The following is a 25924-nucleotide window of genomic DNA, read 5'->3' as shown; positions in this document are numbered from 1 at the left end:
GCCTGAGTTCTCAACCGAGCGGCACGCTCGACCCGCCGTGGGCGACGGACAGGCCGCCCGTGGTGGACTCGGGGACGACCGACACCCACGTCCCGTTGTGGTTGACGCCGTCCTCGTTGCCGACGCAGGCCCCGCCCTCGACCGGCACGGTTCCGGTGGTGGTGGTCGCGCCGAAGCCGTGGAGCGTGAAGCCCGTGATCTGGTTCCGCTCCCGTGCGTCGTAGCTGACGACGCTGTTCACACCGGCGGTCCGCTTGTGCGTGACCAGGTGGATCCTCTCGCCCTTCTTGCCCTCTCCGGTGACCCATTGGCACACGGCGGAGTACGTGGTGGTGGTGTCGTACACTCCCGCGGCCGTGGAGTGCGCGGCGGTGGCCCGGCATTGGCCGATCGTCCTGGGGCGAGGACCGAAAGTCCTGGGGACGCGTGCGCCGGGGGCGTGCGGCAAATGCCGCACGCCCCCGGCTGAGTGGGACCAGGTCAGCGCAGACCGTTGCTGATCGCGCTCACCAGCTCGCCGTTGCTGGTATCACCGCTGAACTCCCAGAAGAACGCGCCACCCAGGCCCTGGTTCTTGGCCCAGGCCATCTTGGTGCCGATGGTGGCGGGGGTGTCGTAGGACCACCAGTTGGTGCCGCAGTGCGCGTACGCCGTGCCGCCGACGGTGCCGGTGGCCGGGCACGACGCCTTGAGGACCTTGTAGTCCTCGATGCCGGGCTCGTAGGTGCCGGTGGCCGGGCCGGTCGCCGTGCCGCCGGGGGCGGACTGGGTGACTCCGGTCCAGCCGCGGCCGTAGAAGCCGATGCCGAGCAGGAGCTTGGCGGACGGGACGCCCTTGGCCTTCAGCTTGGCGATCGCGTCGGCGGAGTTGAAGCCCGCCTTCGGGATGCCGCTGTAGGAGGTGAGCGGCGAGTGCGGGGCGGTGGGGCCGGTCTTGTCCCAGGCGCCGAAGTAGTCGTACGTCATCACGTTGTACCAGTCGAGGTACTGTGCGGCGCCGCCGTAGTCGGCCGCGTCGATCTTGCCTCCGGACGAGGCGTCGGCCGTGATGGCGGCGGTGACCAGGTAGTTCGGGCCGAACTCGGCACGCAGTGCCTGGGAGAGCGTGCGGAAGGCGGCCGGTCCCGAGCTGTCGCAGGTCAGACCGCAGGCGTTCGGGTACTCCCAGTCGATGTCGATGCCGTCGAAGACGTCGGCCCAGCGCGGGTCCTCGACCACGGCCTTGCAGGACTTGGCGAACGCGGACGCGTTGGCCGCCGCCTGGCCGAAGCCGCCGGAGTAGGTCCAGCCGCCGAAGGAGTACAGCACCTTGATGTGCGGGTACTTGGCCTTCAGCTGGCGCAGCTGGTTGAAGTTGCCGCGCAGCGGCTGGTCCCAGGTGTCGGCGGTGCCGCTGACCGACTGGTCGGCGGTGTAGGCCTTGTCGTAGGCGGCGTAGGTGTCGTCGACGACGCACTTGCCGTCCTTGACGTTGCCGAACGCGTAGTTGATGTGCGTGATCTTGGCGGCGGAGCCCGAGGTCACCAGGTTCTTGACGTGGTAGTTGCGGCCGTAGACGCCCCACTCGGTGAAGTAGCCGAGGTTGACCTTGGAGCCGGGCTGCGGGCCGGGGTCGGTGGAGCCGCCGGTGGTGCGCACCGCGACCGCGCCGCTGACCGGACCGGTCTGGTCGGCGGTGTCCCGGGCCTGGACGGTGTACGAGTAGTCGGTGCCGGCGGTCAGACCGGTGTCCGTGTACGTCCTGCCCGTCACGGTGGCGACCTTGGTGCCGCCGCGCAGGACGTCGTAGTTCTTGATGCCCTTGTCGTCGGTGGCGGCGGACCAGCTCAGCTTCACCGAGGTGTTGGTGATGTCCGAGGCGGTCGGGGTGCCGGGGGCGGACGGGGGCGCGTCGCCCGGGACCGTGCCGCCGCCGTCACAACTGCCGCCGTTCAGCTTGCAGTTCGCGGGGGAGCCGGAGCCGGTGCCGTTGAAGCCGAAGGAGACCGAGGCGCCGGGGGCGAGCGTGCCGTTCCAGGACTTGTTCTTGGCGGTCCAGTGGTTGCCGGAGGAGGTGACGTCGGCGTCCCAGGCGGAGGTGACGGAGGTGCCGGAGGGGAAGTCCCACTCGACGGTCCAGGAGGAGATGGTCGTGGTGCCGGTGTTCTTCACCGTCCACTTGCCCTCGAAGCCGGTGCCCCAGTCGGAGGGCTTGGTGTAGGTGGCCGTTGCCTCGGTGGCCGCCTGAGCGGGACTGGCGAGTCCGACCAGTCCGGCGAAGGGGAGCAACAGGGTCGCGAACCCTGCCGCGGCTCTGTGTCTGAAGCGCATGCTGCGCCTCCCTGTCTGAAGGGGGTGGTGGGGCATGACTGAGCCTTCACGCCCACGGTGCCGCGAGAATAGAAAGGTCTGGACCATAGGTCAATAGGTCCAGACCAGTTGAACGGGAAGCTTCCGAGGACGCCTCCTAGATCCCCAACTCCTGTGCCAGCACCGCCGCTTGCACCCGGCTGCGCAGCTCCAGCTTCCCCAGCAACCGGCTGACGTGCGTCTTCACCGTCGCCTCCGCCATGTCCAGACGGCCGGCGATGTCGGCGTTCGACAACCCCTCCCCGAGACACGCCAACACCTCGCGCTCGCGCCGGGTCAACGTGTCGAGCACCGCCGGATCGGCCTTCGGCTCCCGTACGGGCCCCGCCGCGAACTCGGCGATCAGACGCCGGGTGACGGCCGGGGCGACGATCCCCTCACCGCGCGCCACCGTCCGTACCGCCTCCAGCAGATCCCGCGCCTCCGTGTTCTTCAGCAGGAAGCCGGACGCCCCGGCCCGCAACGCCCCGAACACGTACTCGTCGAGATCGAAGGTGGTCAGCACGAGCACATCGGCCAGCCCCTCCGCGACCACCTCCCGCGTCGCCGACACCCCGTCCAGACGCGGCATCTGTACGTCCATCAGCACCAGGTCCGGCCGCAGCTCCCGGGCCAGCGCCACCGCCCGCTCCCCGTCCGCCGCCTCGCCGACCACCTCGATGTCGGGCGCGCTGCCCAGGATCAGCACCAGCCCGGCCCGGACGGCGGACTGGTCCTCGGCGACGAGCACACGGATCATGTGGGGTCTCCTTGCGGGGTGTCGGACACGGGAAGCGTGGCGCGTACGGCCCAGATCTTGCCGTCCGGCGAGTCCTCGGGCGCCGCCTCGAAGGTGCCCCCGAGCAGCGCGACCCGCTCCCGCATGCCGACCAGACCGGCTCCGGAACCCGGCGCGCGAGGGCCCTCCCGGTCGCCGTACGGGCTGGTCACCCGCACGTCCAGGACCCCGTCCCGCTGGGCCAGGGCCACGCTGACCCGGCCGGGGGAGGCGTGCTTGAGGGCGTTGGTGAGGGACTCCTGCACGATGCGGTAGGCGGCGAGCTCGACGGGGGCGGGCAGCTTGCCGTGCGCGGTGTCCAGGCCCACGTCGAGGCCGTTGGCGCGGGCGCCCGCCACGAGCGCGTCGAGCCCGTCGAGCGTGGGAGCCGCGGCCGGCTCCAGGTCGCCGCTGCCGTCCCGCAGGATGCCGATCAGCCGGCGCATCTCGTTCAGCCCCGCCACGCTGTTCTCCCGGATGACGGCGAGCGCGTCCTGGGAGGTCCTCGGGTCGTCCAGGGAGAGCGCGGCGGTGGAGTGGATGGCGATCGCGGAGAGATGGTTGGCGACCATGTCGTGCAACTCGCGGGCCATCCGGGCGCGCTCGGCGGTCACCGCCTGGACCCGGTCCATCTCGGCCAGCAGCGCGGTCTGTTCGGCCCGCAGCCGGGCGGCCTCGGCGGCCTCGCGGTGGTTGCGGACCAGGGCGCCGGTGGCGGCCGGCCCGAAGGAGACGATGCCCGCGCCCAGGCCGACGAACAGCGCTTGCGGATTGCGCCACCAGATCAGGAAGCCGAGCATCACGGCGACGCTGATCAGACCGGTGATGACCGGGATGCGGCGGGCCGCGGCCGGTGTGCCGTACAGCACGGCCGCGTAGGCGAGGTCCGTGAACATGATGATGGTCGCCGCGTTGCCCGGGGTGAGCATGTCGAAGGTCAGCGCGAGAGCCCCCACCACCAGGGCGAACTGCGGTCTCGTACGGCGCAGCAGCTCCATGCCGGCCGTCACGGCGAGCGGGATCAGCCCCCACGAGGCCGGCAGCAGCCCGCTGCCCGACGTGTGCAGGCCGAGCGCCCACATCGCGACCCCACCGAGCAGGCCGGCGACGGCGATGGACACGTCGAAGCGGTGCGGTCGGGGGAGTAGTCCTACGGCCATGGCTCCATCCAACACGGGCCGGGCGCCCCGCGCCTGCTGCCCGGGAACGGTCCCGGACTGCATCTTTCGATGTAGCGCCGGTTCGTCACCGACGACGACGAAAGCGGCGCGTCGCGCCGGGAGCCTGGAAGGGTGATCGAGAGGAGCGTTCCGTGATCGTCGGACTGATCATCGCCTGTGAGGTCGGCTTCTGGGTGCTGCTGGCGCTCGGCCTCACCGTCCGCTACCTGCTGAAGTGGCGCCGGACGAGCGCGGCGCTGCTGCTGTGCGAGCCGGTGCTGGAGCTGGTCCTGTTCGTCGCCACGGCGATCGACCTGAAGAACGGCGCCGAGCCGGGCTGGGAACACGGCCTGGCGGCGCTCTACATCGGCTACACCGTCGCCTACGGCCACTACACGATCCGCTGGCTGGACGGCCACGCCGCGCACCGCCTGGCCGGAGCGCCCAAACCGGCCGGGCCGCCCCGCTACGGCATGCCGCGCGCCCGGCACGAGGGACGGCTGTGGCTCCGTACGGTCCTGGCGGCGGCCGTGGCCTGCGCACTGCTGCAGGGCGCGGTCTGGTACGTCGGCGACGACGGTGACATCTCCTCGCTGCGGTCCTTCCAAGGGGCGGCGCTCAGGGCCGCGGGCATCCACGGCCTCGTCGCCCTCGCGTACCTGATCCTGCCCAAGAAGGAGCCGGCCGCACCCACGACCGATCACTCACTGACGATCCCGAAGGAGGACGCACGGCGATGAGCAAGGCGATGAAGGACCTGCTGGAGGGAGTCGTCCTCGTCCTGGTCGGCCTGCCGTTGTGGCTGTTCACCGAGGACGTGGACGTCCCCGTCGTCACCTTGACCAAGGTCGGTCTGGTGATGCTGTGCGTCGGCGGCGTGCTCGTCGCGACGGGCCTCTACAGAGGAGTGCGGGAGAGCGGCTAGCGCTCGCCGCCCGGCACCCACAGCACGTCACCGACGTCCTTGTTCGCCGTCCTCGCCAGAATGAACAGGAGGTCGGACAGGCGGTTCAGGTAGGTCGCCGTCAGCGGGTTCATGGTCTCGCCGTGGACCTCCAGCGCCGCCCACGTGGAGCGCTCGGCCCGGCGTACGACCGTGCAGGCCTGGTGGAGCAGGGCCGCGCCCGGCGTACCGCCCGGCAGGATGAACGACCGCAGCTTCTCCAGCCGTTCGTTGAAGCGGTCGCAGTCCGCCTCCAGCTTGTCGACGTAGAACTGCTCGACCCGCAGGGGCGGGAACTCCGGGTTCTCCACCACCGGCGTCGACAGATCCGCACCCACGTCGAACAGGTCGTTCTGGACGCGGGTCAGGACCTCGACGATCTCCTCGTCCAGGCTGCCCAGCGCGATCGCCGTCCCGATCACCGCGTTCGCCTCGTTGGCGTCCGCGTACGCGGAGATCCGCAGATCCGTCTTGGCGACCCGGCTCATGTCGCCGAGGGCGGTGGTGCCCCGGTCGCCGGTCCTGGTGTAGATGCGCGTCAGATTGACCATGCGGCCAGCGTAGACAGCGAGCGGCCACTGGGCGAGGAGGGGCCCAACTACGCCGTACGGGGCCCGTCATGACCCCTGCCGGTGTGATGTCCGTCAGATGAGACGTGACGCGCGTTACTTACCGGCCACACAGCCCCTCACGGACGCTAGGGTCCGCCGGAGAGGCAATCTCAACAGCGTGTAATGGGGAGTCGCACAGTGGCACGGAAGCTTGCCGTCATCGGCGCCGGCTTGATGGGTTCCGGCATCGCCCAGGTCTCCGCCCAGGCGGGCTGGGACGTCGTTCTGCGCGACGTCACCGACGACGCGCTGAAGCGCGGAACCGACGGCATCAAGGCCTCGTACGACAAGTTCGTCGGCAAGGGCAAGCTGGCGGCGGCGGACGCCGAGGCCGCCCTCGGACGCATCACCGCGACCACCGACCTGGACGCCGCCGCGGACGCCGACATCGTCGTCGAGGCCGTCTTCGAGAAGCTGGAGGTGAAGCACGAGATCTTCCGCACGCTCGACTCGATCGTCCGCCCGGACACCGTGCTCGCCTCCAACACCTCCGCCATCCCGATCACCAAGATCGCGGCGGCCACCGAGCGCCCCGAGCGGGTCGTCGGCGTGCACTTCTTCTCGCCGGTCCCGATGATGCAGCTCGTCGAACTCGTCCGCGGCTACAAGACGAGCGACGAAACCCTCGCCGCCGCGCGGGAGTTCGCCGAGTCCGTCGGCAAGACCTGCATCGTCGTCAACCGGGACGTCGCCGGCTTCGTGACGACCCGTCTCATCTCGGCGCTCGTCGTCGAGGCGACCAAGCTCTACGAGTCGGGCGTCGCCACGGCCGAGGACATCGACCTCGCCTGCAAGCTGGGCTTCGGCCACGCCATGGGCCCGCTGGCCACCGCGGACCTCACCGGCGTCGACATCCTGCTGCACGCCACCAGCAACATCTACACCGAGTCCCAGGACGAGAAGTTCGCCCCGCCGGAGCTGATGCGCCGGATGGTTGACGCCGGTGACATCGGCCGCAAGAGCGGGCAGGGCTTCTACAAGCACTGAGGGCACCGAAACCGCACAGACCCCGGGAGTATCACTCCCGGGGGTGAATTCGGTATCGGTTCGCTTACAGACGGCAACCTCCGGCCGCTTTTCACTGTCAGAGGTTGCATCACCGGACACACACACGGAGCACGAGACGCACGCTTAGGGGAGCGCTATGCACATCAGGGGCGACCACGCCGAGCTGGTCGTCGGGGGCCGCCTCGACGTCCGCAGCGCGGCGGACGCCCGTACGGTCCTGCATTCGGCCGTCGACGACGGAGTCGGCGATCTCGTGCTCGACCTGTCCGAGCTGGACTCCTGGGACGCCACCGGCCTGGGAGTGATCATGGGAGCGCACCGGCGTGCCGGCCGCTGCGGACGCCGGCTGGTCCTGCGGGACGTACCGCCGCAGATGCAGCGCCTGCTGGTGGCCACCCGGTTGCACCGCATCCTCGCCATCGAGGGCGGCATCGGTGTGGAGTCGCTGCCGCGCGTGTGAACGCGCCATTCGGGTGTGAACCGGGCGAGCGGGGAGACCCGGGGCGGGCGTCGGCGAAACGCGCGTCGCGCGCAATTCTCACGAGACTGTGATGTCTCGGACGGCGCGGTACCCCGCCCTGTCGGAGATACTGTGCGAAGGTTTAGGGTTCGGTCGCCCGCTGCGTGACAACCCTTCGAGCGGGCCCGGACCAGAAGCGACAGCGCAGTGTGCAGCAGGCCGGGAGGGGCCGGGAACCACGGCACACGACGCTTTTGGGGGGCTTGAAACCTATGGACCCGAACAACCGGGAACCTGCGGAGTACGGCCAGAACGGCGGCGGCGACCCGCCACGTCCGCGCCCGCCCAGGGACCCCCTCACACCCGACTTCGGACAGCACGCGCCCGCACTGGCCCGCACCGTCCAGCTCGTCTCGGGCGACTTCCTGCTCACCGTCAACCCCGTCGACGGCAGCGAGATCGAGAACTGCCCGCCCGGGGAACGGCCGACCCGGCCCGCGAAGCTCACCCCGGCCGCCCGCGCCGAGGCCGACCGCGCGGCCAAGCCGCCCGTACCGGCCGGCCCCGGCGGCCCCGCCCTGCCGCTGCTGGCCCGCCAGGACGACCGCGAGCGTCTCGTCCGGCTGCTCGCCCGCGGCCGCTCGGTACGCCTCACCGGCCCCGCCGGATCCGGCCGCACCAGCCTCCTCGACCTCGTCGCCGAGGACTGCGCGGACCTCGCCCCCGACGGCGTCGTCCGCCTGAACGGCTTCCACCGCACGGCCGACGACCTGCTGCACGACCTCTTCTACGCCGTCTACGACGCCCCCCTGCACCGCCCGGAACGGGACGAACTGCTCGCCTGCCTCCGGGAGATCGGCGCGGTCGTGGTCGTCGACGACCTGGAGTTCGGCGGGACCGCGCTCGACGAGCTGCTCGACGCCACCCCCGAGTGCGCCTTCCTGTTCGGCGCCACCCCCGACGTGCCCGCCCCGTCCGCCGACTCCCCCCTGGAGGAGGTCCTCCTCGACGGCCTGGACCGCGCCGCGGGCCTTGACCTGCTGGAACACGCCGTCGGCCGCCCTCTCACCGAGGACGAGACCAACTGGGCCGGCGACCTCTGGTTCGAGTCCGAGGGCCTGCCGCTGCGCTTCGTCCAGGCCGGCGCACTGCTGCGCCAGCGCGACCAGCTGCGGGCCGGGGCCGGAGCCGTGGACGAGTTCGGCGTCTTCGAGGACGCCCTGCCGGTCGACGCGCCCTTCGACCCCGAGGACGTCGAGGAGATACCCCTGCCGGCCCTCGGCGAGGCGGCCGCGCCCGCCCCGCTGCTCGCCTCCCGGCTGAGCGCCTCCGCCCGTGCCACCCTGCGCTTCGCCGTGGCGCTCGGCGGCGAGGTGCCCCACCAGGCCCATCTGCCCGCCCTCGTCGGCGACACCCACGCGGACGCCGCCCTCGGCGAGCTGGCCGCGAGCGGACTGGTCTCCCCGGTCGGCGCCCGCTACCGGCTCGCGGCCGGTGTGCTGACCCAGCTGGAGGCCGCCGGATACACCGACGACGTCGAGGACCGGGCCCTGGCCGCCGCCCGGCACTACGCCTGGTGGGCCGGCCACCCCTCGGTCACCCCCGAGCGGGTGTGCGCCGAGGCGGACGCCGTGCTCGCCGCCCTCGCCGTGCTCGTGCCGGGCACCTCCCCGCCCGCCGAGGGGGAGGAGAGCGCCACGGTGGCGCTCGCCCGCACGGCGGCCCCCGCGTTCGCCGCGGGACTGCACTGGAGCGCCTGGGAACGGACGCTCAGGTTCGGCACCGAGGCCTCCCGGCTCGCCGGGGACGTCGGCGAACAGGCCTACTTCCAGCACGAGCTGGGTGTCCTCGCGCTCTGCGGCGGACAGCTCGACCGGGCCCGCGCCGAACTGGAGGCCTCCATCGGCCTGCGCGGCGCCCTCGCCGACAAGCGCGGCACCGTCGCCGGCCGCCGTGCGCTGGCGCTGGTCGCCGACCGGGCGGGCGACACCCCCGGCGTCGGCGTACCGGCCGGGGCCGCCTCGACCTCCGGCGAGGAGGTGCCCGACGCGCGCCACGAGGAGTCGCAGTCCCCGCCCGGCGGTGTGCCGGCCTTCGCGCCGCGCGGGCCGGCCGCGGACAACTCCACCTTCGTCGTCCACCGCACCTCGGCCCCGGGACCGTCGCGCAAGGCGGGGAGCGGGCTGAAGGGGTTCGCCAAGCGCAACCTCGTGGCGGCCGGCGCGGGCGCGATGCTCGTGGCTGTGCTCGGCACCGTGGTGACCCTCGGCGCCACCTCCGACAACGACGGCACGCCGCCGTCCGACCGGGTGGGCGTCAACCCGTCCGCCAGCCAGGGCTCCGGCGACGACAGCCTCGGCGCCGACCGGGTGGAGGACGACAAGAACTCCGGCGACACCGGTACGGCGACGAGCCGTCCGACGGACCCGGGCCCGGACGGGACGTACGGCACCTCCGACGACCCGACCCCGACGGACTCCGCCCGGCCGTCCGACGACCCGAGCGGCTCCGACGCGCCGGGCACCCCTTCGAACTCCCCGTCGAAGCCTCCGAGTTCCTCCTCAAAGCCGCCTACGTCGTCCAAGCCGCCCACGTCCTCGAAGCCGCCGACGGAAACCTCCAAGCCGCCGACGGAGACGACCAGGCCCCCGACCGAGACCCCGACGGAAACCCCCACCGACCCGCCGTCGGAGACGGAGTCCACCCCCACCACCTCCGACTCGGCCGGCGGCCCCACCGACACCACCAGCTCCGCCGACGCCCCGGAAACCACCAACGCGGCCTCCCCCACCAGCTCCGACCAAGTCATCTGACCGCCCACCACAAGCCGCCCGGTCGACGGCCTGCACTCCGGGGCGCCGGGGCGAGGCGGGTGCGCCCGGCGACTCCGGCCGGGCCGTCTCGCGGGCGGCCGGGACATCTCGTGCGGGCGGTGGGCTGGACCCTGGGGCTCGACGGGCGGGTTCGCCGGTGCCCCGGGGGGCGAGGCGGGTGCGCCCGGCGGCTCCGGGCGGGGGTGTCCCGCGCGGGGGCGGCATAGAGGGCCGGGTTGTTGCGTGGTCGGCGGCCCGTTCTCCGGGGTGCCGGGGGCGGGCCGGCCCGGCGGCTCCGATCACGCCGTCTGACATGTGACCGCCATGCGGGCGGCGGACTGGGCTCCGGGGGCTTGTGGGTTGCGCCGGTGGGCGGGGTGGCCGAGGCGGGTGCCTCGCCGGGGCCCGGAGCCGGTCGGGGCGGGTGCGCCCGGCAGTTCCGGGTGGGGTGTCCCGCGTGGGGGCGGTAGTTGGGGTGAGGTGGTTCGGTACGTGGGAGGGCCGGGGGCCGTTGGGCGGACGCGGCCCTCTCCGTCGGCGGCGGCGGGGGTCAGAACAGGCGCAGTTTGTCGTCCTCGATGCCGCGGAGGGCGTCGTAGTCGAGGACGGTGCAGCCGATGCCGCGGTCGGTGGCCAGGACGCGGGCCTGGGGCTTGATCTCCTGGGCGGCGAAGATGCCGCGGACCGGGGCGAGGTGCGGGTCGCGGTTGAGGAGTTCCAGGTAGCGGGTGAGTTGCTCGACACCGTCGATCTCGCCGCGCCGCTTGATCTCGACCGCCACGGTCTGCCCCTCGGCGTCCCGGCACAGGATGTCGACCGGCCCGATGGCGGTCATGTACTCGCGGCGGATCAACGTATAGCCCTCGCCGAGCGTTTCGATGCGGTCGGCGAGCAGCTCCTGGAGGTGCGCTTCCACGCCGTCCTTGATCAGGCCAGGATCGACGCCCAGTTCATGCGAGGAGTCGTGGAGGATCTCCTCCATCGTGATGATGAGCTTCTCGCCCGCCTTGTTGGTGACGGTCCAGACGTCCTGCTGCTCGCCGTCGCCCTCCTTCAGAGAACACGGCGGCGACATCCAGTTCAGGGGCTTGTAGGCCCGGTCGTCCGCGTGGATGGAGACGCTGCCGTCCGCCTTGACCAGGATCAGGCGGGGAGCGGACGGGAGATGGGCGGTGAGCCGGCCCGCGTAGTCGACGGAGCACCGGGCAATGACGAGACGCATGGTCGGCAACGCTACTCGACGGGCGCACCCGGACGCGATTCGCCCTCCCGTCGCCCTGCTCACCCTCAACCGGGCCCTCACAGGCCGCCCTGCTTGTCCTGGATCACCACAGACGACCGATGTTCGGTTGTGGCCGATTGTGAGCACATCCGGACCGCCCCATGTACGCATTCTCCTGGTGCCGTCACGGTCCGTTGCCTACCGTAGAAGAACAGGAGGTCGCGGCGTGTGCACGCAGCGTGTCGGCGCCGTGAGCTCCCTACCCCTGTCCGGCAACCCCTGTTGTTCGGGGGTGCGAGAGGAGAACTCATGTCGCTCGACGTCTCACCGGCCCTATTGGAACAGGCCGAGCGAGGCGAGGTCGACGAAGCTGCCTTCGTCGACTGCGTCCGGACCTCCCTGCCCTACGCATGGGAGATGATCAGCTCCCTGGTGGCTCAGCTGAAGGTCGACGGTGGAGAGTTCGCCGACAACCAGACGCCCCCGCCGGACGAGCAGGCGCGTGGTCAGCTGCTGCGTGCACTCGCGAGTGACGCGATACGCGGGGCTCTGCAGCGGCACTTCGGTGTCCGGCTGGCGTTCCAGAACTGCCACCGCGTGGCGGTGTTCCCGCTCGACCCCTCGGTCGACGAGACGCTCGCCCGGTTCACCTCGGTGCGCAACCAGCTGCTGAACCAGTCCCCGGAGTTCAGGGACTGCTGACGCCCGTGAGCCGCTAGCTTGCCGCTCCCTATGCGGGAGGTGCATGACCAGTGGGGCGGCAAGCCTCCGGCCGGGCAGGGCGGTTCAGCCGAGGTGCGGCAGCACTTCGGCGCCGAGCCGTCGTACGTTCTCCTCCGTCGCCGCCAGTTCGCCCGAGCCCTCGACCAGCAGGGCGAAGCGGGTGATGCCGGTCCGCTCGCTCGTCGCCGCGAGCCGGTCGGCGCAGAGCCGGGGTGTGCCCACCGGGTGCAGCCCGCAGAGCAGTTCGGTGTACGCCAGCGGGTCCCGCATCGCCCGGTGGCGTCCGTCGACCGTCACATGGGCCTCCAGGCCCTGCCGCAGCCATCCCGGCATCGCCTTCAGCAGGGTCTCCGCGGCCTCCGTACGCCGGTCGGCGATCTGGCAGACGCCCGCCGAGACATGGGCGGCCGCGCGGATCTCCTCCGCCGACCGCCCCGCGGCGCGGGCGTGCTCCCGCCACAGGGCGACCATCTCGGCCTTCTCCTCGTCGCCCACGTGCATCCCCAGCAGCATCGGCAGCCCCCGCTCGGCCGCCATCCGTACGCTCCTCGGGGACGTGCACGCGAGGACGACCTCGGGTCCGGCGGCCTCCGTCAGGCACTCCGAGGGCCTGGGGACGACGGGCACCTCGCGGAAGGCGTAGCGGTCCCCGTCGGCGGCGACCGACGGTTCGCGCAGCCAGCGCACCAGCAGATCGAGTGATTCCGGGAACCCCTGCTCGTAGGCCTCGAGGCCGGAGCCGAACACCTCCAGGTCGACCCACGGCCCGCCGCGCCCGACGCCCAGCGAGAAGCGTCCGCCGCTCGTCACGTGCAGCAGCGCGGCCTGCTCGCCGAGGCTCACCGGATGGGCGGTCGGCAGCACGCTGACGGCCGTACCGACCCGGATCCGGCGGGTGCGGCCGAGCAGTAACGCCGCCAGGGTGATCGCGGACGGGCAGGTGCCGTACGGCACGAAGTGGTGCTCGGCCAGCCAGACCGAGTCGAGCCCCGCCTCTTCCGCGACCTCGGCCGAGCGGACCGCGCGGTGCAGCGCCTCCCCCTGCCCCTGGCCCGGGAACTGGGCCGCCAACACGAAACTTCCAACGCGCATTGCTTTTCCTGCTTCCTTGGCTCCGACGCGGAGCTCCCCCACGCGGCATAACCGTCTGACACGTGCCGAGGACACGGCCTGACGGAGTAATTTGCGGATTGTCTGCAGAATGAGGCCTATCGGAAGGGGACTTGTGGCGTTTGGTGCCCTACGCCTACCCCTGTCCGTGCCGCGTAGGCTGGACACGGCCCCTGCTTCCTGTATAGCCCCGTGAGGTGTCCTGTGTCCCCGCGTCGCAACCGCCCCAAGGCCACCGGTGCGTCGATCTCGTCCGGCCGGAGCGCGGAGGACGACCGCCCCGGTCGCTACGGCGGCTGGCAGTCCTCGGAGCACTGGCGGGGCGAGGACTGGAACGTGCGGCACGTGGCGGGCGCGAGCGCGCAGGGCAAGTCGTACCGCTGCCCCGGCTGCGACCAGATGATCCCCGACGGCGTCCCGCACGTCGTGGCCTGGCCCGACCACTCGGGCGTCGACGACCGCCGCCACTGGCACAAGGCCTGCTGGAACGCGAAGGACCGCCGCACCACAAGGGTGCAGCGGTCCCGTAACGCGCCGAAGTTCTAGCCGGTCACACGTCCCGGCTCTGCAGCAGCGCGTACGCCCCGGCGAACGCGGCCGCCGTCACGCCGATCATGATCCACAGCGGGTCCCAGCCGGTCGGGCCGGAATCGCTGAGGGAGTTGTCGTAGAAGATGCCGAGCTGGTTCGGGATGGAGTACTCGAACAGGGCCTGCTGCAGGTCCCGGAGGGACTCCGAGAACATGAACAGCGCGACGACCAGCGGGGCCAGCACCACGCCGATCATGATGGTGATGGCGCCCGCCGAGTGCCGGATGATCGAGCCGATCACGAGCGAGAGCAGGCCGAGCAGCGCGATGTAGAGCGAGATGCCGACCGTGCCCTTCAGCCACTCCTCGTTGCTCGGCTCCCGCGCGCCGTCCAGCATGGCCACGTCCGCGAGGGCGACGAGCAGCGCCGAGACCAGCGTGACGACGAACGCGACCGTGAAGAACACGATCGACTTCGCCGCCAGCACCCGCCCGCGGGACGGGCACGCGGTCATCGTGGTCCGGATCATGCCGGTGCCGTACTCCGAGGCGGTGGTCAGCACGCCCAGCGTGATGATGGGCATGGTGCCGAGCAGCAGTCCGAAGAAGCCGAACGACAGCGGATTCTCGCTCGCCAGGTCGGACTCGGAGGCGTTGGCGGCGATCAGCGCAGCGGCGCCGAGGCCGATGCCGACGACGAGCAGGACGAACACGCCGAGCGTCCACATCGTGGAGCGCACCGACTTGATCTTCGTCCACTCCGAGGCGATGGCATGCCCGAGGTGCGTGCGCACCACCGGGATCGGCGAGGTGTAAGCGGGACAGGAAGCGCCGGACTCCGCCTGCCAGTTCGGTGCGGCGGCCTGCGGCATCGGGGGCTGGGGCGTGCTCATCGGGCGTCCTCGGGCTTGGTCGTGTCGACGGCGGGGGCGGTGGCGGGGGCGGCCGGGGGAGTGGGCGGCTGGGCGTACGGGTTCGCCTCTGCGGCCCCGGGAGCGGCGGGGGCGGCCGGGGCGGCACCGGGCGCCGCCGGGGCGCCGTACGGGCCCTGTGGCGGCTGTCCCTGCGGCATCGCGAAGGGCTGCCCGCCCTGCTGCGGCGACGGCGGGGCGTACCAGCCGGGCTGGCCCTGCCCCGGGACCGGCATCGGCGGCTGCGCGCCGGGCGGCAGCGGCTGCTGGAGCCCCGCCTTCTGGTCGGCCGTGGAGCGGTAGTCGACGGCGCCCTGCGTCATCCGCATGTACGCCTCCTCCAGCGAGGCCTGGTGCGGTGACAGCTCCCACAGCCGTACGTCCGTGTCGTGCGCGATGTCGCTGATCCGCGGCAGCGGCAGCCCCGTCACACGCAGCGCGCCGTCCTGCTCGGGCAGCACGTGTCCGCCCGCCTCGGCCAGCGCCGTGGACAGCTTCTCGCGCAGCTCCGGCTCGGTGTCGGGCGTGCGCACCCGCGCGAAGCCCGCCGAGTTCGCCGCGATGAAGTCCTGCACGCTCATGTCGGCGAGCAGCTGCCCGCGCCCGATCACGATCAGGTGGTCGGCGGTCAGCGCCATCTCGCTCATCAGGTGAGAGGAGACGAAGACCGTACGGCCCTCGGCGGCGAGCGATTTCATCAGGTTGCGGACCCAGAGGATGCCCTCGGGGTCGAGGCCGTTGACCGGCTCGTCGAACAGCAGCACCTGCGGGTCGCCGAGCAGCGCGCCGGCGATGCCGAGACGCTGCCCCATGCCGAGGGAGAAGCCCTTGGAGCGCCTGCGCGCCACGTCCTGGAGCCCGACGACGCCCAGCACCTCGTCCACCCGGCGGGCCGGGATGCCGGACAGCTGCGCGAGGCTCAGCAGGTGGTTGCGGGCGGTCCGGCCGCCGTGCACGGCCTTGGCGTCCAGCAGGGCACCCACCTGGCGGGGGGCGTTCGGCAGCTTGCGGTACGGGTAGCCGCCGATCGTCACCTGCCCCGAGCTCGGGTTGTCCAGGCCAAGGATCATCCGCATCGTCGTCGACTTGCCGGAGCCGTTGGGCCCCAGGAAGCCGGTCACGGAACCCGGCCGCACCTGGAAGGAAAGGTTGTACACAGCGGTCTTGTCGCCATAGCGCTTGGTCAGGCCGACAGCCTCGATCATGCTCCGCACCCATCGAAAGGTTCAGGACAGCGGGGCACACGCCCCCGTAAGGGTTAGGAGGATAACCGGGCGCTGACGGTTCCCTTCAAGGCACAGCAAAATCACGAAACGCTCAGACCGTCCGGCGGAGCGCTCAGGCGTCCCGCTTCTTCAGCAGCACATAGCCGCCCGCCAGGGCCGCGAGCACCCACAGGCTCATGATGCCCAGACCGCCCCAGGGGCCGTAGGGGGTGTCGTTGTCGGTCGGGGTGACGACCTGCATGATCTTGCTGCCGGCCTGGTCGGGGAGGTAGCGGCCGATCTTCTTGGTGGCGGAGACGTTGCCGAGGATGGTGGAGACGAGGAAGAAGAACGGCATCAGGATGCCCAGCGAGAGCATCGGCGAGCGCAGCATCGTGGCGACCCCCATCGAGAACATCGCGATCAGGGTCATGTAGAGGCCGCCGCCGATGACCGCGCGCAGTACCCCGGGGTCGGACAGGGACACACCGAGGTCGCCGAGCATCGCCTGGCCCAGGAAGAACGCCGCGAAGCTGGTGACCAGACCGACCGCCAGGGCCAGCCCGGCGGCCACCGCGATCTTGCTGAAGAGGAACGAGCCGCGCTGCGGCACGGCCGCCAGCGAGGTGCGGATCATGCCGGTGCTGTACTCGTTGGACACCACCAGCACCCCGAACACGATCATCGCGAGCTGGCCGAGGCTCATGCCGGCGAAGCTGACGAAGGTCGGGTCGAAGGAGAGCCGGCCGGCCCGGTCCAGGTTGTCGAACTCGTTCTTCGCCAGGGCCGAGATCAGCATGCCGACGGCGATCGTGACGACCACCGCGAGGGAGAGCGTCCACACCGTCGACGCCACCGACCGGATCTTGGTCCACTCGGAGCGGACGACCTGGGTCGTGGCCATGGTCAGTTCCCCTTCCAGTCGTCGCCCCAGGGCTGCGACCCGGGCGGTGTGTCGGTGTGCGCGTGGTACTCCACCGACCCCGCGGTCAACTGCATGAACGCCTCCTCCAGGGAGGCCTGCTGCGGACTCAGCTCGTGCAGCACGATCTGGGCCTGCGCGGCCAGCTCGCCGATCCGCTCCGACTTGCCGCCGTCGACCTCCAGCACGCCGCTGCCCGTCTGCACGACCGTGATCCCGGCCTCGTGCAGCACGTCCAGCAGCCGTTCGCGCTGCGGGGTGCGGATACGGACGTAGGAACGCGAGTTGCGGGCGATGAAGTCGGCCATGGAGGTGTCCGCGAGCAGCCTGCCCTGGCCGATCACGACGAGGTGGTCCGCGGTCAGCGCCATCTCGCTCATCAGGTGACTCGACACGAACACGGTCCGGCCCTGCGCCGCGAGCGATTTCATCAGATTGCGGATCCAGTGGATGCCCTCGGGGTCGAGGCCGTTGACCGGCTCGTCGAACATCAGGATCCGCGGATCGCCGAGCAGCGCGCCCGCGATGCCCAGCCGCTGGCCCATGCCGAGCGAGAAGCCCTTTGCCTTCTTCTTCGCAACGGCGGTCAGCCCGACGGTGTCGAGGACCTCGTCGACCCGCGCGCGGGGGATGCCGTTGCTCTGTGCGAGGCACAGCAGATGGTGGTAGGCGCTGCGACCGCCGTGCACGGCCTTCGCGTCCAGCAGCGCCCCGATGTACGTCAGCGGGTCCTTCAGACGGTCGTAGTGCCTGCCGTCGATCAGGACGTCACCGGCCGTCGGCCGGTCCAGGCCGAGCATCATCCGCATGGTCGTCGACTTGCCGGCCCCGTTGGGACCGAGGAACCCGGTCACGATGCCGGGTCTGACGGTGAAGGTGAGGTTGTTGACCGCCACCTTCTCGCCGTACCGCTTCGTCAGCCCCTCGACCTCGATCATGCGGACACGCTAAAACGGGACAAAGCCCTCTGCCACTTCTGCGGCAGAGGGCTTTGCAGGTGTTCAGCGGCTGTACGCCCGATCGTTACCGGGACTGCTGCGCCGGCACCCCACGGGAGATCGGCTCGTCCTCGGTCGGCGTGCCCGCGGCGGCCACGGCGGCACCGGTGAGCGTTGCCAGCATCTCGCGCACGTTCGTCAGCTGGGCGTTGATCGAGTCGCGGCGGTTGGTCAGCGCGGCGAGCTCACGCTCGGATTCCGAACGGATGCGGTCGGCCTTGGCGTTGGCGTCGGCCACGATGTCCTCGGCCTGGCGCTGCGCGGTCTCCACCGTCTGGCGGGCGCGGCGCTCGGCGTCGGTGCGCAGCTTCTCGGCCTCCAGGCGGAGCTGCTCCGCGCGGTGCTCGATCTCCGCCAGGCGCTTCTCGGCCTTCTGCTGACGCGAGGCCAGGTCGCGCTCGGACTGCTCGCGGCGCTTGGCCAGGTTGGTCTCGAAGTCCGCGGCGGCCTGCGCGGCCTTGGCGCGGGTCTCCTCGAAGAGGGCGTCGGCCTCCTCGCGCTTGGACTGCGCGTCCTTCTGGGCCTCGGAGCGGAGCTGGGAGGCGTCGCTCTTGGCCTTCTCGACGATCCGGACGCCCTCGTCCTCCGCCTTGGCCTTGCGCTCCGCCGCGAACGATTCTGCGTCGTTGCGGACCTGCTGGGCCGCCGACTCGGCGAGTTCGCGGTGCTGCTCGGCGGCGCGCCGGGCCTCCTCTCGCAGATCCTTGGCCTCCTCCTCGGCGAGGCGGAGGATCTTCTCCACGCGCGCGCCGAGACCGGCGTACGACGGCTCCGCGTCGGTGACCTGGGCCTGGGCGTTCTGCGTTTCGAGGTGGAGCTCCTCGATGCGCTTTTCCAGAGCGGTGATGCGGGCGAGAGCGCTGTCACGGTCGGAGACGAGCTTGGAGATCCGTTCGTCCACCTGAGCGCGGTCGTACCCACGCCGCACAAGCTCGAAGCCGTAGGGGGAAGTGTCGCTCATGGGGTTCCTGTCGAATGAGACCGGTGAGGTGATAGGGGGAATCCTAGGGGCCGAAGCGGTGTGTCATCGAGCGGATACGTGTTTGATCTGGAGAATGACACCCCTTTTGAGTGGCGTAGCGGAGGACGGCTTGCCAAAAACTTGGTCAAAGGCCCCAGACGACACCGGAATCCAACCGGTCCGCTAGCCGTCCGACGCCTTGCCACCCGAACGAGGGGCTCCGACCGTGGCGCCCGCCTTGACGCCGCCGTCCTTGCCCGCCGACGGGGCCTCGAATGACTCCAACGCCTCCAGGACGTCCTGGACACGGGAGATCTCCGCGTTGATGTCCTCGCGCCGCCGGACCAGCACCTCCAGCTCGCGCTTGCCCTCCTCGACCGTGCGCTTCGCCTCGCGGATCGCCTCGGCCCGGAGCTCCTCGGCCTCCTTGATGAGCGAGGACTTCTTCTGCTCGGCCTCCTTCAGGAGCCCCTCGGCCTTCTTCACCGCGGCGATACGGACCTTGCCGGCCTCGGAGTTGGCCTCCGAGACGAGCTCCTTGGCCTTCGCCTGCGCCTTGGCCAACTGCTCCTCGGCGGCCTTGATGAGCGCGTCGCAGCGGTCGCCGGTCGACTTCATCGTCTCCGCGGCCTCGCGACGGGCCCGCTCGTGCAGCTCCTCGATCTCGCCGGTGATGCGGTCGCGCAGCTCCTCCGCGCGCTCCCTTATGGCGGTCGCGTCCCGACGGGCACCGACCAGCAGCTCGTCCGCGTCCGTACGGGCCTTCTCCACCAGGGAGTTGCCCTCGACCGTCGCCTCCGCGACCAGCCGGTCGGCCTCCTTGCGGGCCGCGCCGACCATCGTGTCGGCCTGCGACTCCGCGTCCGCGGTGGTCTTCAGCGCCTGCTTCTGCGCCTCGGTGAGCAGCTTGTCGGCCTCGGCCGTGGTCTCCGTGATGAGCGTGTCGACCTGCTCGGCCGCCTCCGAACGCCGCTTGTTGGCGTCCTTGCGGGCCTCGTCGAGGGTGTGCTCGGCCTCCTCGCGGGCGGCCGCGGTCACCCGCTCGGCCTCCGCCAGCGCGTCCGCCTTCACCCGCTCCGACTCGCCGCGGATCCGCTCGGCGTGCTGCTGCGCGGAGTTCACCGTCTCGGCGGCCTCGGCGCGCAGCCGCTCCGCGTCGCCGGTGGCCTCCGCGAGCAGCCTGTCGGCCTTGGCCACGGCCTCGGACCGGGTCCGCTCGGCCTCCTCGGCCGCCTCGCCGCGCACCCGCTCGGCCTCGGCGACCGTCTCGGACCGCAGCCGCTCCGCCTCGGCGACCGTCTCCGACCGCAGCCGGTCGGTCTCCGCGACCGTCTCCGTGGTGAGCCGCTCCGCCTCCGAACGCGCCTCGGTGATGAGGGTGTCCGCCTGCGTCGCCGCGTCCGAGCGGATGCGGTTGGCGTCCTCACGGGCGTCCGCCCGGGTCCGCGCCGCCGCCTGGTCCGCCTCGGCCAGGGTGTCCGAGGCCTGCGTACGCACCCGCTGGGCGTGCTCGGAGGCGTCCGACCGCAGCCGCTCCGCCTCCGCGATCGCCTCCGACACCGTACGCTCGGCCAGCGCCTTGGCCGCCTCGGACTCCTCCGCCGCCTCGCGCCGGACCCGGCCCGCGTCCTCCGAGGCCCGCTCCCGCTCGGCGTACGCGTCGCCGCGGACCCGGTCCGCCTCCTCCTCGGCCTCGCGCCGGGTGCGCTCCGCCGCGTGCTCGGCGGCGCTGCGCAGCCCCTGGATCTCCTCCTGGGCCTGCTCGTGCAGCCCCGCGACCGAGTCGCGCACCTGCTGGGCGTGCTGCTCGGCGGCCGACACCATCTCGGTGGCGCGCCGGTCGGCCTCCTCGACCAGCCGGACCGCCTCGGCCTGCGCCTCCTCCACGCGCTTGCGCGCCGAGGCCAGCAGCTCCTCGCTCTGCTCGCGGGCCCGCTCGCGCTCCTGGTCGGCCTCCTGCCGGGCCGAACCCAGCGTCTCCTCGGCCTCGCGGCGGCGCCGGGCGGCCTCCTCCTGGGCGGCGGCCAGCGTCTCCGACGCCTCGGTCGCAAGACGCTCGGCGGCGGCCTGCGCCTCGGCACGCACCCGGTCGGCGCTCTCCTGAGCCTCCGACTTCAGCCGCTCGGCCTCGGCCGCGGCCTCCGACCGCAGGCGTACGGCGACGGCCTCGCCCTCCGCGCGGGAGGCGGACGCGTCCGCGGCGGCCTCCGTGCGCAGCCGCTCGGCCTCCTCCTCCGCCTGCTGCTGGAGCGTACGGATCCGCTCGGCGGACTCCGTGCGCAGCCGCTCGGCCTCCTCGGCGGCCTCCCGGCGGATCCGCGCGGCCTCCTCCCGGGCGTCGGTCAGCGCCTGCTCGGCGGCGGCCAGCCGCTGCTCCGCCTCCGCCTGGAGCCGGGTCAACTCCTCGGCGGCCTCGCTGCGGCGGGCCTCCAGGGCCTGCTCGGTCTCCTCGCGCAGCTCGCGCGCGGCCCGCTCGGCCTCGGACCTGATGCCCTCCGCCTGCTCGACGGCCTCGGCGCGGTGCCGCTCCGCCTCCTGGCGGGTGCGCTCCAGCGTCTCCTCGGCCTGCCGGCGCAGCGTGGTGGCCCGCTCGATGGCCTCGGTGCGGACCTTCTCGCTGTCCGCCGTCGCGCTCTGCCGCAGCTCGTCCGCGTCCGCCTTGGCCTTGGAGAGCAGCTCCTCGGCGGTCTTGGCCGCCTCCTCGATCTGCTGGACGGCCTCCTTGCGGGCCTCCGCGCGGATCTTCTCGCCCTCGGCGACCGCGTCGGCACGCAGCTGCTCGGCCTCGCCGCGCAGCCGACGGGCCTCCTCCTGCAGCTCGACCGTCTTGGCGCGGTACTCCTTGGTGTCGTCCTTCGCCGCGCCCTTGAGCTGCTCGGCGATGTCGTGCGCCTCGGCCCGCAGCCGGTCCGCCTCGGCCTCCGCCTCCCGGCGGATCCGCTCGGCCTCCTCGGCCGCGGCCTTGGTGGTGTTCTGCGCGTCCTCCTGCGCCTTGTTGAGGACGTCCTCGGCGGTCTTGGCCGCCTTCGACAGCTGGGTCGCGCTCTCCTCGGCGGTGATCGTGCGCGCCTTCTCGGCGGCCGTCGCCAGCAGCTTCTCGGCCTCGGCGCGGGCGTCCACGACGAGCTGCTCGGCCTCCGCCTTGGTGGCCTCGGCCTCCTTGGTGGCCTCGCTGACCAGCCGGGCGACCTGCTCCTTTGCCGTACGCGTGCGCTGCTCGTTGGCCGACTCGGCGCTCGCCAGCGTCTTGGCGGCGGCCTCCTTGGCCTCGGCCAGCAGCTTCTCCGACTCGGACTGCGCCTTGCGCAGCGCCTCCTCGGCCTCGGCCATCCGCTGCTCGGCGGAGCGGCTCAGCTCCTGCGCCTGACGGCGGGCCGCGTCCGACTCGGACGCCGTGGAGCTGCGCAGTTGCTCGGCGTGGTCGGTGGCCTCCTGGGCCTGGGTGGAGGCGGCGTTCAGCAGCCGATCGGCGTCGGCGCGGGCCCGCCGCAGCAGTTGCTCGGCCTCGGCGCGGGCGGCCTCGGCGTCGCTCTGCAGGCGCTGGCGGGCCTCCGTGGTCAGCCGCTCGGCCTCGGCGCGGGCCGCGGCCATCGCCTGCTCGGCCTCGGCGCGGGACTCGTCGAGGAGCCGCCGGGCCTGGGCCTCGCTGCGGGCACGCAGTTGCTCGGCCCAGGCGACGTTCTCGTTGACGTGGCTCTCGACGGTCTGGCGGCGCTCGGCCAGCTCCTGGTCGAGCTGCTGGCGGCGGGTGACCGCCTCCTGGTGCAGCTCCGCCTGGAGGCGCGCGGCCTGCTCGGCGTGCTCCTGGAGGATGCGCTGTGTCTGGGCGCGGGCCTGGCTCAGCTCCCGCTCGGCGTCCTGCCGGAGCTGGTCGGCCTGGATCTGCGCGTTCCGCAGGAGTTGTTCGGCCTGGTAGCCGATGTCACCGCCGCCGAAGTCGGGCCGGGACATGATGGTGCGCCGCGCCTCGTGCAGCTTGGCGCGCAGCACCTCGACCTGGTAGCCGAGGTCCTCGGCGTGCTGGATCGCCTTTTCCCGCTCGGTCTTGAGCCGATCCATCTCGGCCTCGAACCGAGAGAGGTGATCGACGTCAGCCGCCGGCTCTCGCTCCTGGCGTTCGTAGCCCCGCACTGCGCGGTCCCATCCGTCCCCTGGTCGCAAGTCTCTCCATACGAGCTCCGTCCATCCGCCGAACGGGGCCCCCGGGGAATGGTGTCAGATCAACGGCGGAGCATGGGCTGCTGCCCCGACGCTCGTCCCCCGAAACCCGGACCCCGGTGGTCCTGTCGTCAAAGGTGGCGTCGTCCGCCCGAAGGGCAGGCGCTACCTTTGACGACAGGACCAGGTCGCCCGTGCAAGAGCGACGACCGCCCCCAACCCTACCGGCCCATATGTACGAGGGTCAGTGCTCAGGTGACTCAACCGGCGCCGAAGTGACGAGTTCTGTCAGTACACCGTGGCAATCCTTGGGATGCAGGAAGGTGATCCGTGACCCCATGGAACCGCGTCGCGGCTCTTCGTACAGGACGCGTACGCCCTTGCCCCTGATCTCCGCGGCCTCCCCGTCGACGTCCGCCGTACCGAAGGCGATGTGGTGCACGCCCTCGCCGTTCTTGGCGAGCCACTTCGCGACGGTGGAGTCCTCGCGGGTCGGTTCCAGGAGCTGGAGGTAGGAGGCGCCGCCGTCGGACGTATCGTTGATCTTGAGCATGGCCTCGCGCACGCCCTGCTCCTCGTTGACCTCGGAGTGGAACACCTCGAAGCCGTAGGTGGCCCGGTAGAACTCGACGGTCTTGTCGAGGTCGAAGCAGGCGATCCCGATGTGGTCGATTCGCGTCAGCATGCTGCTAGTGCAGCGCTCCGGAGGTGGTTACGCAACGTGCCAGCGATCACACCGACAGCCCGGTGACGGCACGGAGTGCCATCAGTACATTCGAAGTAAACCCTCGTTCACTCCTCGGCTGTGCAGGCTGGAAGGGGATCGCACGACATGTCTTCCGCAACTTCGGTGATCGTCGCGGGCGCTCGGACGCCCATGGGACGACTGCTCGGCTCGCTCAAGTCCTTCTCCGGAGCCGACCTCGGCGGCTTCGCGATCAAGGCCGCCCTCGACCGTGCGGGAATCGGCGGCGACCAGGTGCAGTACGTGATCATGGGCCAGGTCCTCCAGGCCGGCGCCGGTCAGATCCCGGCCCGCCAGGCCGCCGTCAAGGCCGGCATCCCGATGAACGTCCCGGCGCTCACCGTCAACAAGGTCTGCCTGTCCGGCCTCGACGCGATCGCACTCGCCGACCAGCTGATCCGCGCGGGCGAGTTCGACGTGATCGTCGCCGGCGGTCAGGAGTCCATGACCAACGCCCCCCACCTGCTGCCGAAGTCCCGCGAGGGCTTCAAGTACGGCGCGGTGCAGATGATCGACGCCATGGCCTACGACGGCCTGACCGACCCGTGGGAGAACATCCCCATGGGCGAGTCGACCGAGAAGCACAACACCAGGCTCGGCATCGGCCGCGAGGTGCAGGACGAGATTGCCGCCCTGTCCCACCAGCGCGCCGCCGCCGCCCAGAAGAACGGCATCTTCGAGGCCGAGATCACCCCGGTGGAGATCCCGCAGCGCAAGGGCGAGCCGGTCGTCTTCAGCAAGGACGAGGGCATCCGCGCCGAGACCACCGCGGAGTCCCTGGGCAAGCTGCGCCCGGCCTTCTCCAAGGACGGCACCATCACCGCCGGTACGGCGTCCCAGATCTCCGACGGCGCAGCCGCGGTCGTCGTGATGAGCAAGGCCAAGGCGCAGGAGCTGGGCCTGGAGTGGATCGCGGAGATCGGCGCCCACGGCAATGTGGCAGGCCCCGACAGCAGCCTCCAGTCGCAGCCGTCCAACGCCATCCTGCACGCCCTGAAGAAGGAGGGCCTGGAGGTCTCCGACCTCGACCTGATCGAGATCAACGAGGCCTTCGCCGCCGTAGCGGTGCAGTCAATGAAGGACCTCGGGGTGTCCACGGAAAGGGTGAACGTCAACGGCGGTGCCATCGCCCTCGGCCACCCGATCGGCATGTCCGGCGCGCGTCTCGTGCTGCACCTCGCCCTGGAGCTGAAGCGGCGCGGCGGCGGTGTCGGCGCGGCCGCCCTGTGCGGTGGCGGCGGTCAGGGTGACGCGCTGATCGTGCGGGTACCCAAGGCCTGACCGGACTCTCTCAGGCGCTTTCTCTACGCGAACGGAGCTGTGATGCAGGACGTCTCCACACTGGTGGCCCAGGCCAGGGAAGGCCGGCCGCGGGCCGTGGCCCGGCTGATCTCCCTGGTGGAGGGGGCGTCCCCGCAGCTCAGGGAGGTCATGGCGGCACTGGCCCCGCTGACCGGCAACGCGTACGTCGTGGGCCTGACGGGCTCGCCCGGCGTCGGCAAGTCCACCTCCACCTCGGCCCTGGTCACGGCCTACCGCAAACAGGGCAGGCGGGTCGGCGTCCTCGCCGTCGACCCGTCCTCGCCCTTCTCCGGCGGCGCGCTGCTCGGCGACCGGGTCCGGATGTCGGAGCACGCCTCCGACCCCGGCGTCTACATCCGCTCGATGGCGACCCGCGGCCACCTCGGCGGCCTCGCCTGGGCCGCCCCGCAGGCCATCCGCGTCCTGGACGCGGCGGGCTGCGACGTGATCCTGGTCGAGACGGTCGGCGTCGGCCAGTCGGAGGTGGAGATCGCCTCCCAGGCGGACACCTCCGTCGTCCTCCTCGCCCCCGGCATGGGCGACGGCATCCAGGCGGCCAAGGCCGGAATCCTGGAGATCGGCGATGTGTACGTCGTCAACAAGGCGGACCGGGACGGCGCCGACGCCACCGCCCGCGAGCTGAACCACATGCTCGGCCTCGGCGAGTCCCGTGGCCCCGGCGACTGGCGCCCGCCCATCGTGAAAACGGTCGCCGCGCGCGCCGAGGGCGTCGACGAGGTCGTCGAGGCCCTGGAGAAGCACCGGGCCTGGATGGAGGAGCGGGGCGTCCTCACCGAGCGCCGCCGTGCCCGCGCCGCCCGCGAGGTGGAGACCATCGCGGTCACCGCCCTGCGCGAACGCATCGGCGACCTCCACGGCGACCGCCGCCTCAGCGCGCTCGCGGAGCGCATCGTGGCCGGCGAACTCGACCCGTACCGGGCCGCGGACGAGCTGGTCGAGGGCCTGACCCAGGCCTGACACGACAGCCGCCTCGGCCCCGACGCCGGACGACGGGCGGACCGGCGCCGCGGGCCGG

The 25924-nt window shown here is 71.7% G+C and carries 23 protein-coding genes; 9 read left to right on the top strand and 14 right to left on the bottom strand.

The features are described from left to right. Window positions 1–10: 10 nt before the first annotated feature. The 4 genes from ICC28_RS31755 to ICC28_RS31740 form a co-directional block, all read right to left on the bottom strand. Complete coding sequence (locus ICC28_RS31755; protein WP_188292229.1) at window positions 11–346, bottom strand: hypothetical protein; 336 nt, start codon at window positions 344–346, stop codon at window positions 11–13. Between the two features lie 134 nt (window positions 347–480). Continuing rightward, window positions 481–2310, bottom strand: a complete 1830-nt coding sequence (locus tag ICC28_RS31750; protein ID WP_188292228.1) for a glycoside hydrolase family 18 chitinase — start codon at window positions 2308–2310, stop codon at window positions 481–483. A gap of 136 nt (window positions 2311–2446) precedes the next feature. Beyond that, entirely contained in the window at window positions 2447–3088 is a 642-nt protein-coding gene (locus ICC28_RS31745; protein ID WP_188292227.1) for a response regulator, read from the bottom strand. Continuing rightward, window positions 3085–4266 carry a sensor histidine kinase gene (locus ICC28_RS31740; protein WP_188292226.1) on the bottom strand — a complete coding sequence of 394 codons (1182 nt, stop codon included), beginning with the start codon at window positions 4264–4266 and terminating at the stop codon, window positions 3085–3087. Before ICC28_RS31740 ends, ICC28_RS31745 begins: the two co-directional genes overlap by 4 nt. 152 nt (window positions 4267–4418) lie before the next feature. Between ICC28_RS31740 and ICC28_RS31735 the strand changes: the two genes are divergently transcribed. Together ICC28_RS31735 and ICC28_RS31730 are read left to right on the top strand one after the other, a co-directional pair. Further along, window positions 4419–5006 (top strand): hypothetical protein, encoded by a 588-nt coding sequence (locus tag ICC28_RS31735; RefSeq protein ID WP_188292225.1) that lies wholly within the window; start codon window positions 4419–4421, stop codon window positions 5004–5006. Next, window positions 5003–5191, top strand: a complete 189-nt coding sequence (locus tag ICC28_RS31730) for a DUF5708 family protein (protein ID WP_188292224.1) — start codon at window positions 5003–5005, stop codon at window positions 5189–5191. The genes ICC28_RS31735 and ICC28_RS31730 overlap by 4 nt, the downstream gene beginning before the upstream one ends. Here ICC28_RS31730 and ICC28_RS31725 read toward each other — a convergent pair. Continuing rightward, window positions 5188–5760: a cob(I)yrinic acid a,c-diamide adenosyltransferase gene (locus tag ICC28_RS31725; protein ID WP_188292223.1), complete on the bottom strand. Its 573-nt coding sequence runs from the start codon at window positions 5758–5760 to the stop codon at window positions 5188–5190. The genes ICC28_RS31730 and ICC28_RS31725 overlap by 4 nt on opposite strands. Before the next feature lie 198 nt (window positions 5761–5958). Here ICC28_RS31725 and ICC28_RS31720 point away from each other — a divergent pair, with 198 nt between their 5' ends. The 3 genes from ICC28_RS31720 (at window position 5959) to ICC28_RS31710 (ending at window position 10101) form a co-directional block, all read left to right on the top strand. Next, complete coding sequence (locus ICC28_RS31720) at window positions 5959–6807, top strand: 3-hydroxyacyl-CoA dehydrogenase family protein (protein WP_188292222.1); 849 nt, start codon at window positions 5959–5961, stop codon at window positions 6805–6807. 157 nt (window positions 6808–6964) lie between these two features. Further along, a complete protein-coding gene (locus tag ICC28_RS31715; protein ID WP_007499006.1) occupies window positions 6965–7288 on the top strand; it encodes an STAS domain-containing protein in 324 nt (107 codons plus the stop codon). Window positions 7289–7560: 272 nt separating this feature from the next. Next, window positions 7561–10101: an ATP-binding protein gene (locus ICC28_RS31710; protein WP_188292221.1), complete on the top strand. Its 2541-nt coding sequence runs from the start codon at window positions 7561–7563 to the stop codon at window positions 10099–10101. Window positions 10102–10651: 550 nt separating this feature from the next. On the opposite strand, the gene nucS is transcribed toward ICC28_RS31710, so the two are convergent. After that, window positions 10652–11323: an endonuclease NucS gene (gene nucS / locus ICC28_RS31705; RefSeq protein WP_188292220.1), complete on the bottom strand. Its 672-nt coding sequence runs from the start codon at window positions 11321–11323 to the stop codon at window positions 10652–10654. Between the two features lie 309 nt (window positions 11324–11632). Between nucS and ICC28_RS31700 the strand changes: the two genes are divergently transcribed. Continuing rightward, on the top strand, window positions 11633–12025 hold the full coding sequence (locus ICC28_RS31700; protein ID WP_188292219.1) for an SCO5389 family protein: 393 nt from the start codon (window positions 11633–11635) through the stop codon (window positions 12023–12025). Window positions 12026–12109: 84 nt separating this feature from the next. On the opposite strand, the gene ICC28_RS31695 is transcribed toward ICC28_RS31700, so the two are convergent. Continuing rightward, complete coding sequence (locus ICC28_RS31695; protein ID WP_188292218.1) at window positions 12110–13138, bottom strand: LLM class flavin-dependent oxidoreductase; 1029 nt, start codon at window positions 13136–13138, stop codon at window positions 12110–12112. A 222-nt stretch (window positions 13139–13360) separates the two neighbouring features. Here ICC28_RS31695 and ICC28_RS31690 point away from each other — a divergent pair, with 222 nt between their 5' ends. Beyond that, window positions 13361–13702, top strand: coding sequence for an ATP/GTP-binding protein (locus ICC28_RS31690; protein WP_188292217.1), 342 nt, complete (start codon window positions 13361–13363; stop codon window positions 13700–13702). Between the two features lie 4 nt (window positions 13703–13706). On the opposite strand, the gene ICC28_RS31685 is transcribed toward ICC28_RS31690, so the two are convergent. The 7 genes from ICC28_RS31685 to mce form a co-directional block, all read right to left on the bottom strand. Beyond that, window positions 13707–14579: an ABC transporter permease gene (locus ICC28_RS31685; protein ID WP_188292216.1), complete on the bottom strand. Its 873-nt coding sequence runs from the start codon at window positions 14577–14579 to the stop codon at window positions 13707–13709. Beyond that, window positions 14576–15802, bottom strand: a complete 1227-nt coding sequence (locus ICC28_RS31680; protein WP_188292215.1) for an ATP-binding cassette domain-containing protein — start codon at window positions 15800–15802, stop codon at window positions 14576–14578. The genes ICC28_RS31685 and ICC28_RS31680 overlap by 4 nt, the downstream gene beginning before the upstream one ends. A gap of 133 nt (window positions 15803–15935) precedes the next feature. Then, window positions 15936–16706: an ABC transporter permease gene (locus ICC28_RS31675; protein WP_188292214.1), complete on the bottom strand. Its 771-nt coding sequence runs from the start codon at window positions 16704–16706 to the stop codon at window positions 15936–15938. A 2-nt stretch (window positions 16707–16708) separates the two neighbouring features. Then, window positions 16709–17662, bottom strand: coding sequence for an ABC transporter ATP-binding protein (locus ICC28_RS31670; protein ID WP_188292213.1), 954 nt, complete (start codon window positions 17660–17662; stop codon window positions 16709–16711). Window positions 17663–17747: 85 nt separating this feature from the next. Continuing rightward, the gene (locus ICC28_RS31665) at window positions 17748–18683 is read right to left on the bottom strand and encodes a cellulose-binding protein (RefSeq protein ID WP_188292212.1); all 936 of its coding nucleotides are present in this window, start codon (window positions 18681–18683) and stop codon (window positions 17748–17750) included. Window positions 18684–18866: 183 nt separating this feature from the next. Beyond that, a complete protein-coding gene (scy, locus tag ICC28_RS31660) occupies window positions 18867–22814 on the bottom strand; it encodes a polarized growth protein Scy (RefSeq protein ID WP_188292211.1) in 3948 nt (1315 codons plus the stop codon). Between the two features lie 271 nt (window positions 22815–23085). Beyond that, on the bottom strand, window positions 23086–23526 hold the full coding sequence (gene mce / locus ICC28_RS31655) for a methylmalonyl-CoA epimerase (protein ID WP_188292210.1): 441 nt from the start codon (window positions 23524–23526) through the stop codon (window positions 23086–23088). 147 nt (window positions 23527–23673) lie between these two features. On the opposite strand from mce, the gene ICC28_RS31650 reads away from it, so the two are divergent. After that, window positions 23674–24867, top strand: coding sequence for an acetyl-CoA C-acetyltransferase (locus ICC28_RS31650; protein ID WP_188292209.1), 1194 nt, complete (start codon window positions 23674–23676; stop codon window positions 24865–24867). Window positions 24868–24909: 42 nt separating this feature from the next. Next, the gene (gene meaB, locus ICC28_RS31645) at window positions 24910–25866 is read left to right on the top strand and encodes a methylmalonyl Co-A mutase-associated GTPase MeaB (RefSeq protein WP_188292208.1); all 957 of its coding nucleotides are present in this window, start codon (window positions 24910–24912) and stop codon (window positions 25864–25866) included. Window positions 25867–25924 lie beyond the last annotated feature (58 nt).

Source organism: Streptomyces sp. TRM68416 (assembly GCF_014596915.1).
GTDB lineage: Bacteria > Actinomycetota > Actinomycetes > Streptomycetales > Streptomycetaceae > Streptomyces.
This window is presented reverse-complemented; position numbering and strand designations above follow the sequence as displayed.

Bases quoted from the DNA above. Each gene is read 5' to 3' on its own strand.
- mce (WP_188292210.1), bottom strand. From the start codon at position 23,526: ATGCTGACGCGAATCGACCACATCGGGATCGCCTGCTTCGACCTCGAC.
- ICC28_RS31695 (WP_188292218.1), bottom strand. From the start codon at position 13,138: ATGCGCGTTGGAAGTTTCGTGTTGGCGGCCCAGTTCCCGGGCCAGGGG.
- ICC28_RS31680 (WP_188292215.1), bottom strand. From the start codon at position 15,802: ATGATCGAGGCTGTCGGCCTGACCAAGCGCTATGGCGACAAGACCGCT.
- ICC28_RS31710 (WP_188292221.1), top strand. From the start codon at position 7,561: ATGGACCCGAACAACCGGGAACCTGCGGAGTACGGCCAGAACGGCGGC.
- ICC28_RS31650 (WP_188292209.1), top strand. From the start codon at position 23,674: ATGTCTTCCGCAACTTCGGTGATCGTCGCGGGCGCTCGGACGCCCATG.
- ICC28_RS31685 (WP_188292216.1), bottom strand. From the start codon at position 14,579: ATGAGCACGCCCCAGCCCCCGATGCCGCAGGCCGCCGCACCGAACTGG.
- nucS (WP_188292220.1), bottom strand. From the start codon at position 11,323: ATGCGTCTCGTCATTGCCCGGTGCTCCGTCGACTACGCGGGCCGGCTC.
- ICC28_RS31670 (WP_188292213.1), bottom strand. From the start codon at position 17,662: ATGATCGAGGTCGAGGGGCTGACGAAGCGGTACGGCGAGAAGGTGGCG.
- ICC28_RS31725 (WP_188292223.1), bottom strand. From the start codon at position 5,760: ATGGTCAATCTGACGCGCATCTACACCAGGACCGGCGACCGGGGCACC.
- ICC28_RS31750 (WP_188292228.1), bottom strand. From the start codon at position 2,310: ATGCGCTTCAGACACAGAGCCGCGGCAGGGTTCGCGACCCTGTTGCTC.
- ICC28_RS31745 (WP_188292227.1), bottom strand. From the start codon at position 3,088: ATGATCCGTGTGCTCGTCGCCGAGGACCAGTCCGCCGTCCGGGCCGGG.
- meaB (WP_188292208.1), top strand. From the start codon at position 24,910: ATGCAGGACGTCTCCACACTGGTGGCCCAGGCCAGGGAAGGCCGGCCG.
- ICC28_RS31700 (WP_188292219.1), top strand. From the start codon at position 11,633: ATGTCGCTCGACGTCTCACCGGCCCTATTGGAACAGGCCGAGCGAGGC.
- ICC28_RS31675 (WP_188292214.1), bottom strand. From the start codon at position 16,706: ATGGCCACGACCCAGGTCGTCCGCTCCGAGTGGACCAAGATCCGGTCG.
- ICC28_RS31665 (WP_188292212.1), bottom strand. From the start codon at position 18,683: ATGAGCGACACTTCCCCCTACGGCTTCGAGCTTGTGCGGCGTGGGTAC.
- ICC28_RS31730 (WP_188292224.1), top strand. From the start codon at position 5,003: ATGAGCAAGGCGATGAAGGACCTGCTGGAGGGAGTCGTCCTCGTCCTG.
- ICC28_RS31715 (WP_007499006.1), top strand. From the start codon at position 6,965: ATGCACATCAGGGGCGACCACGCCGAGCTGGTCGTCGGGGGCCGCCTC.
- ICC28_RS31740 (WP_188292226.1), bottom strand. From the start codon at position 4,266: ATGGCCGTAGGACTACTCCCCCGACCGCACCGCTTCGACGTGTCCATC.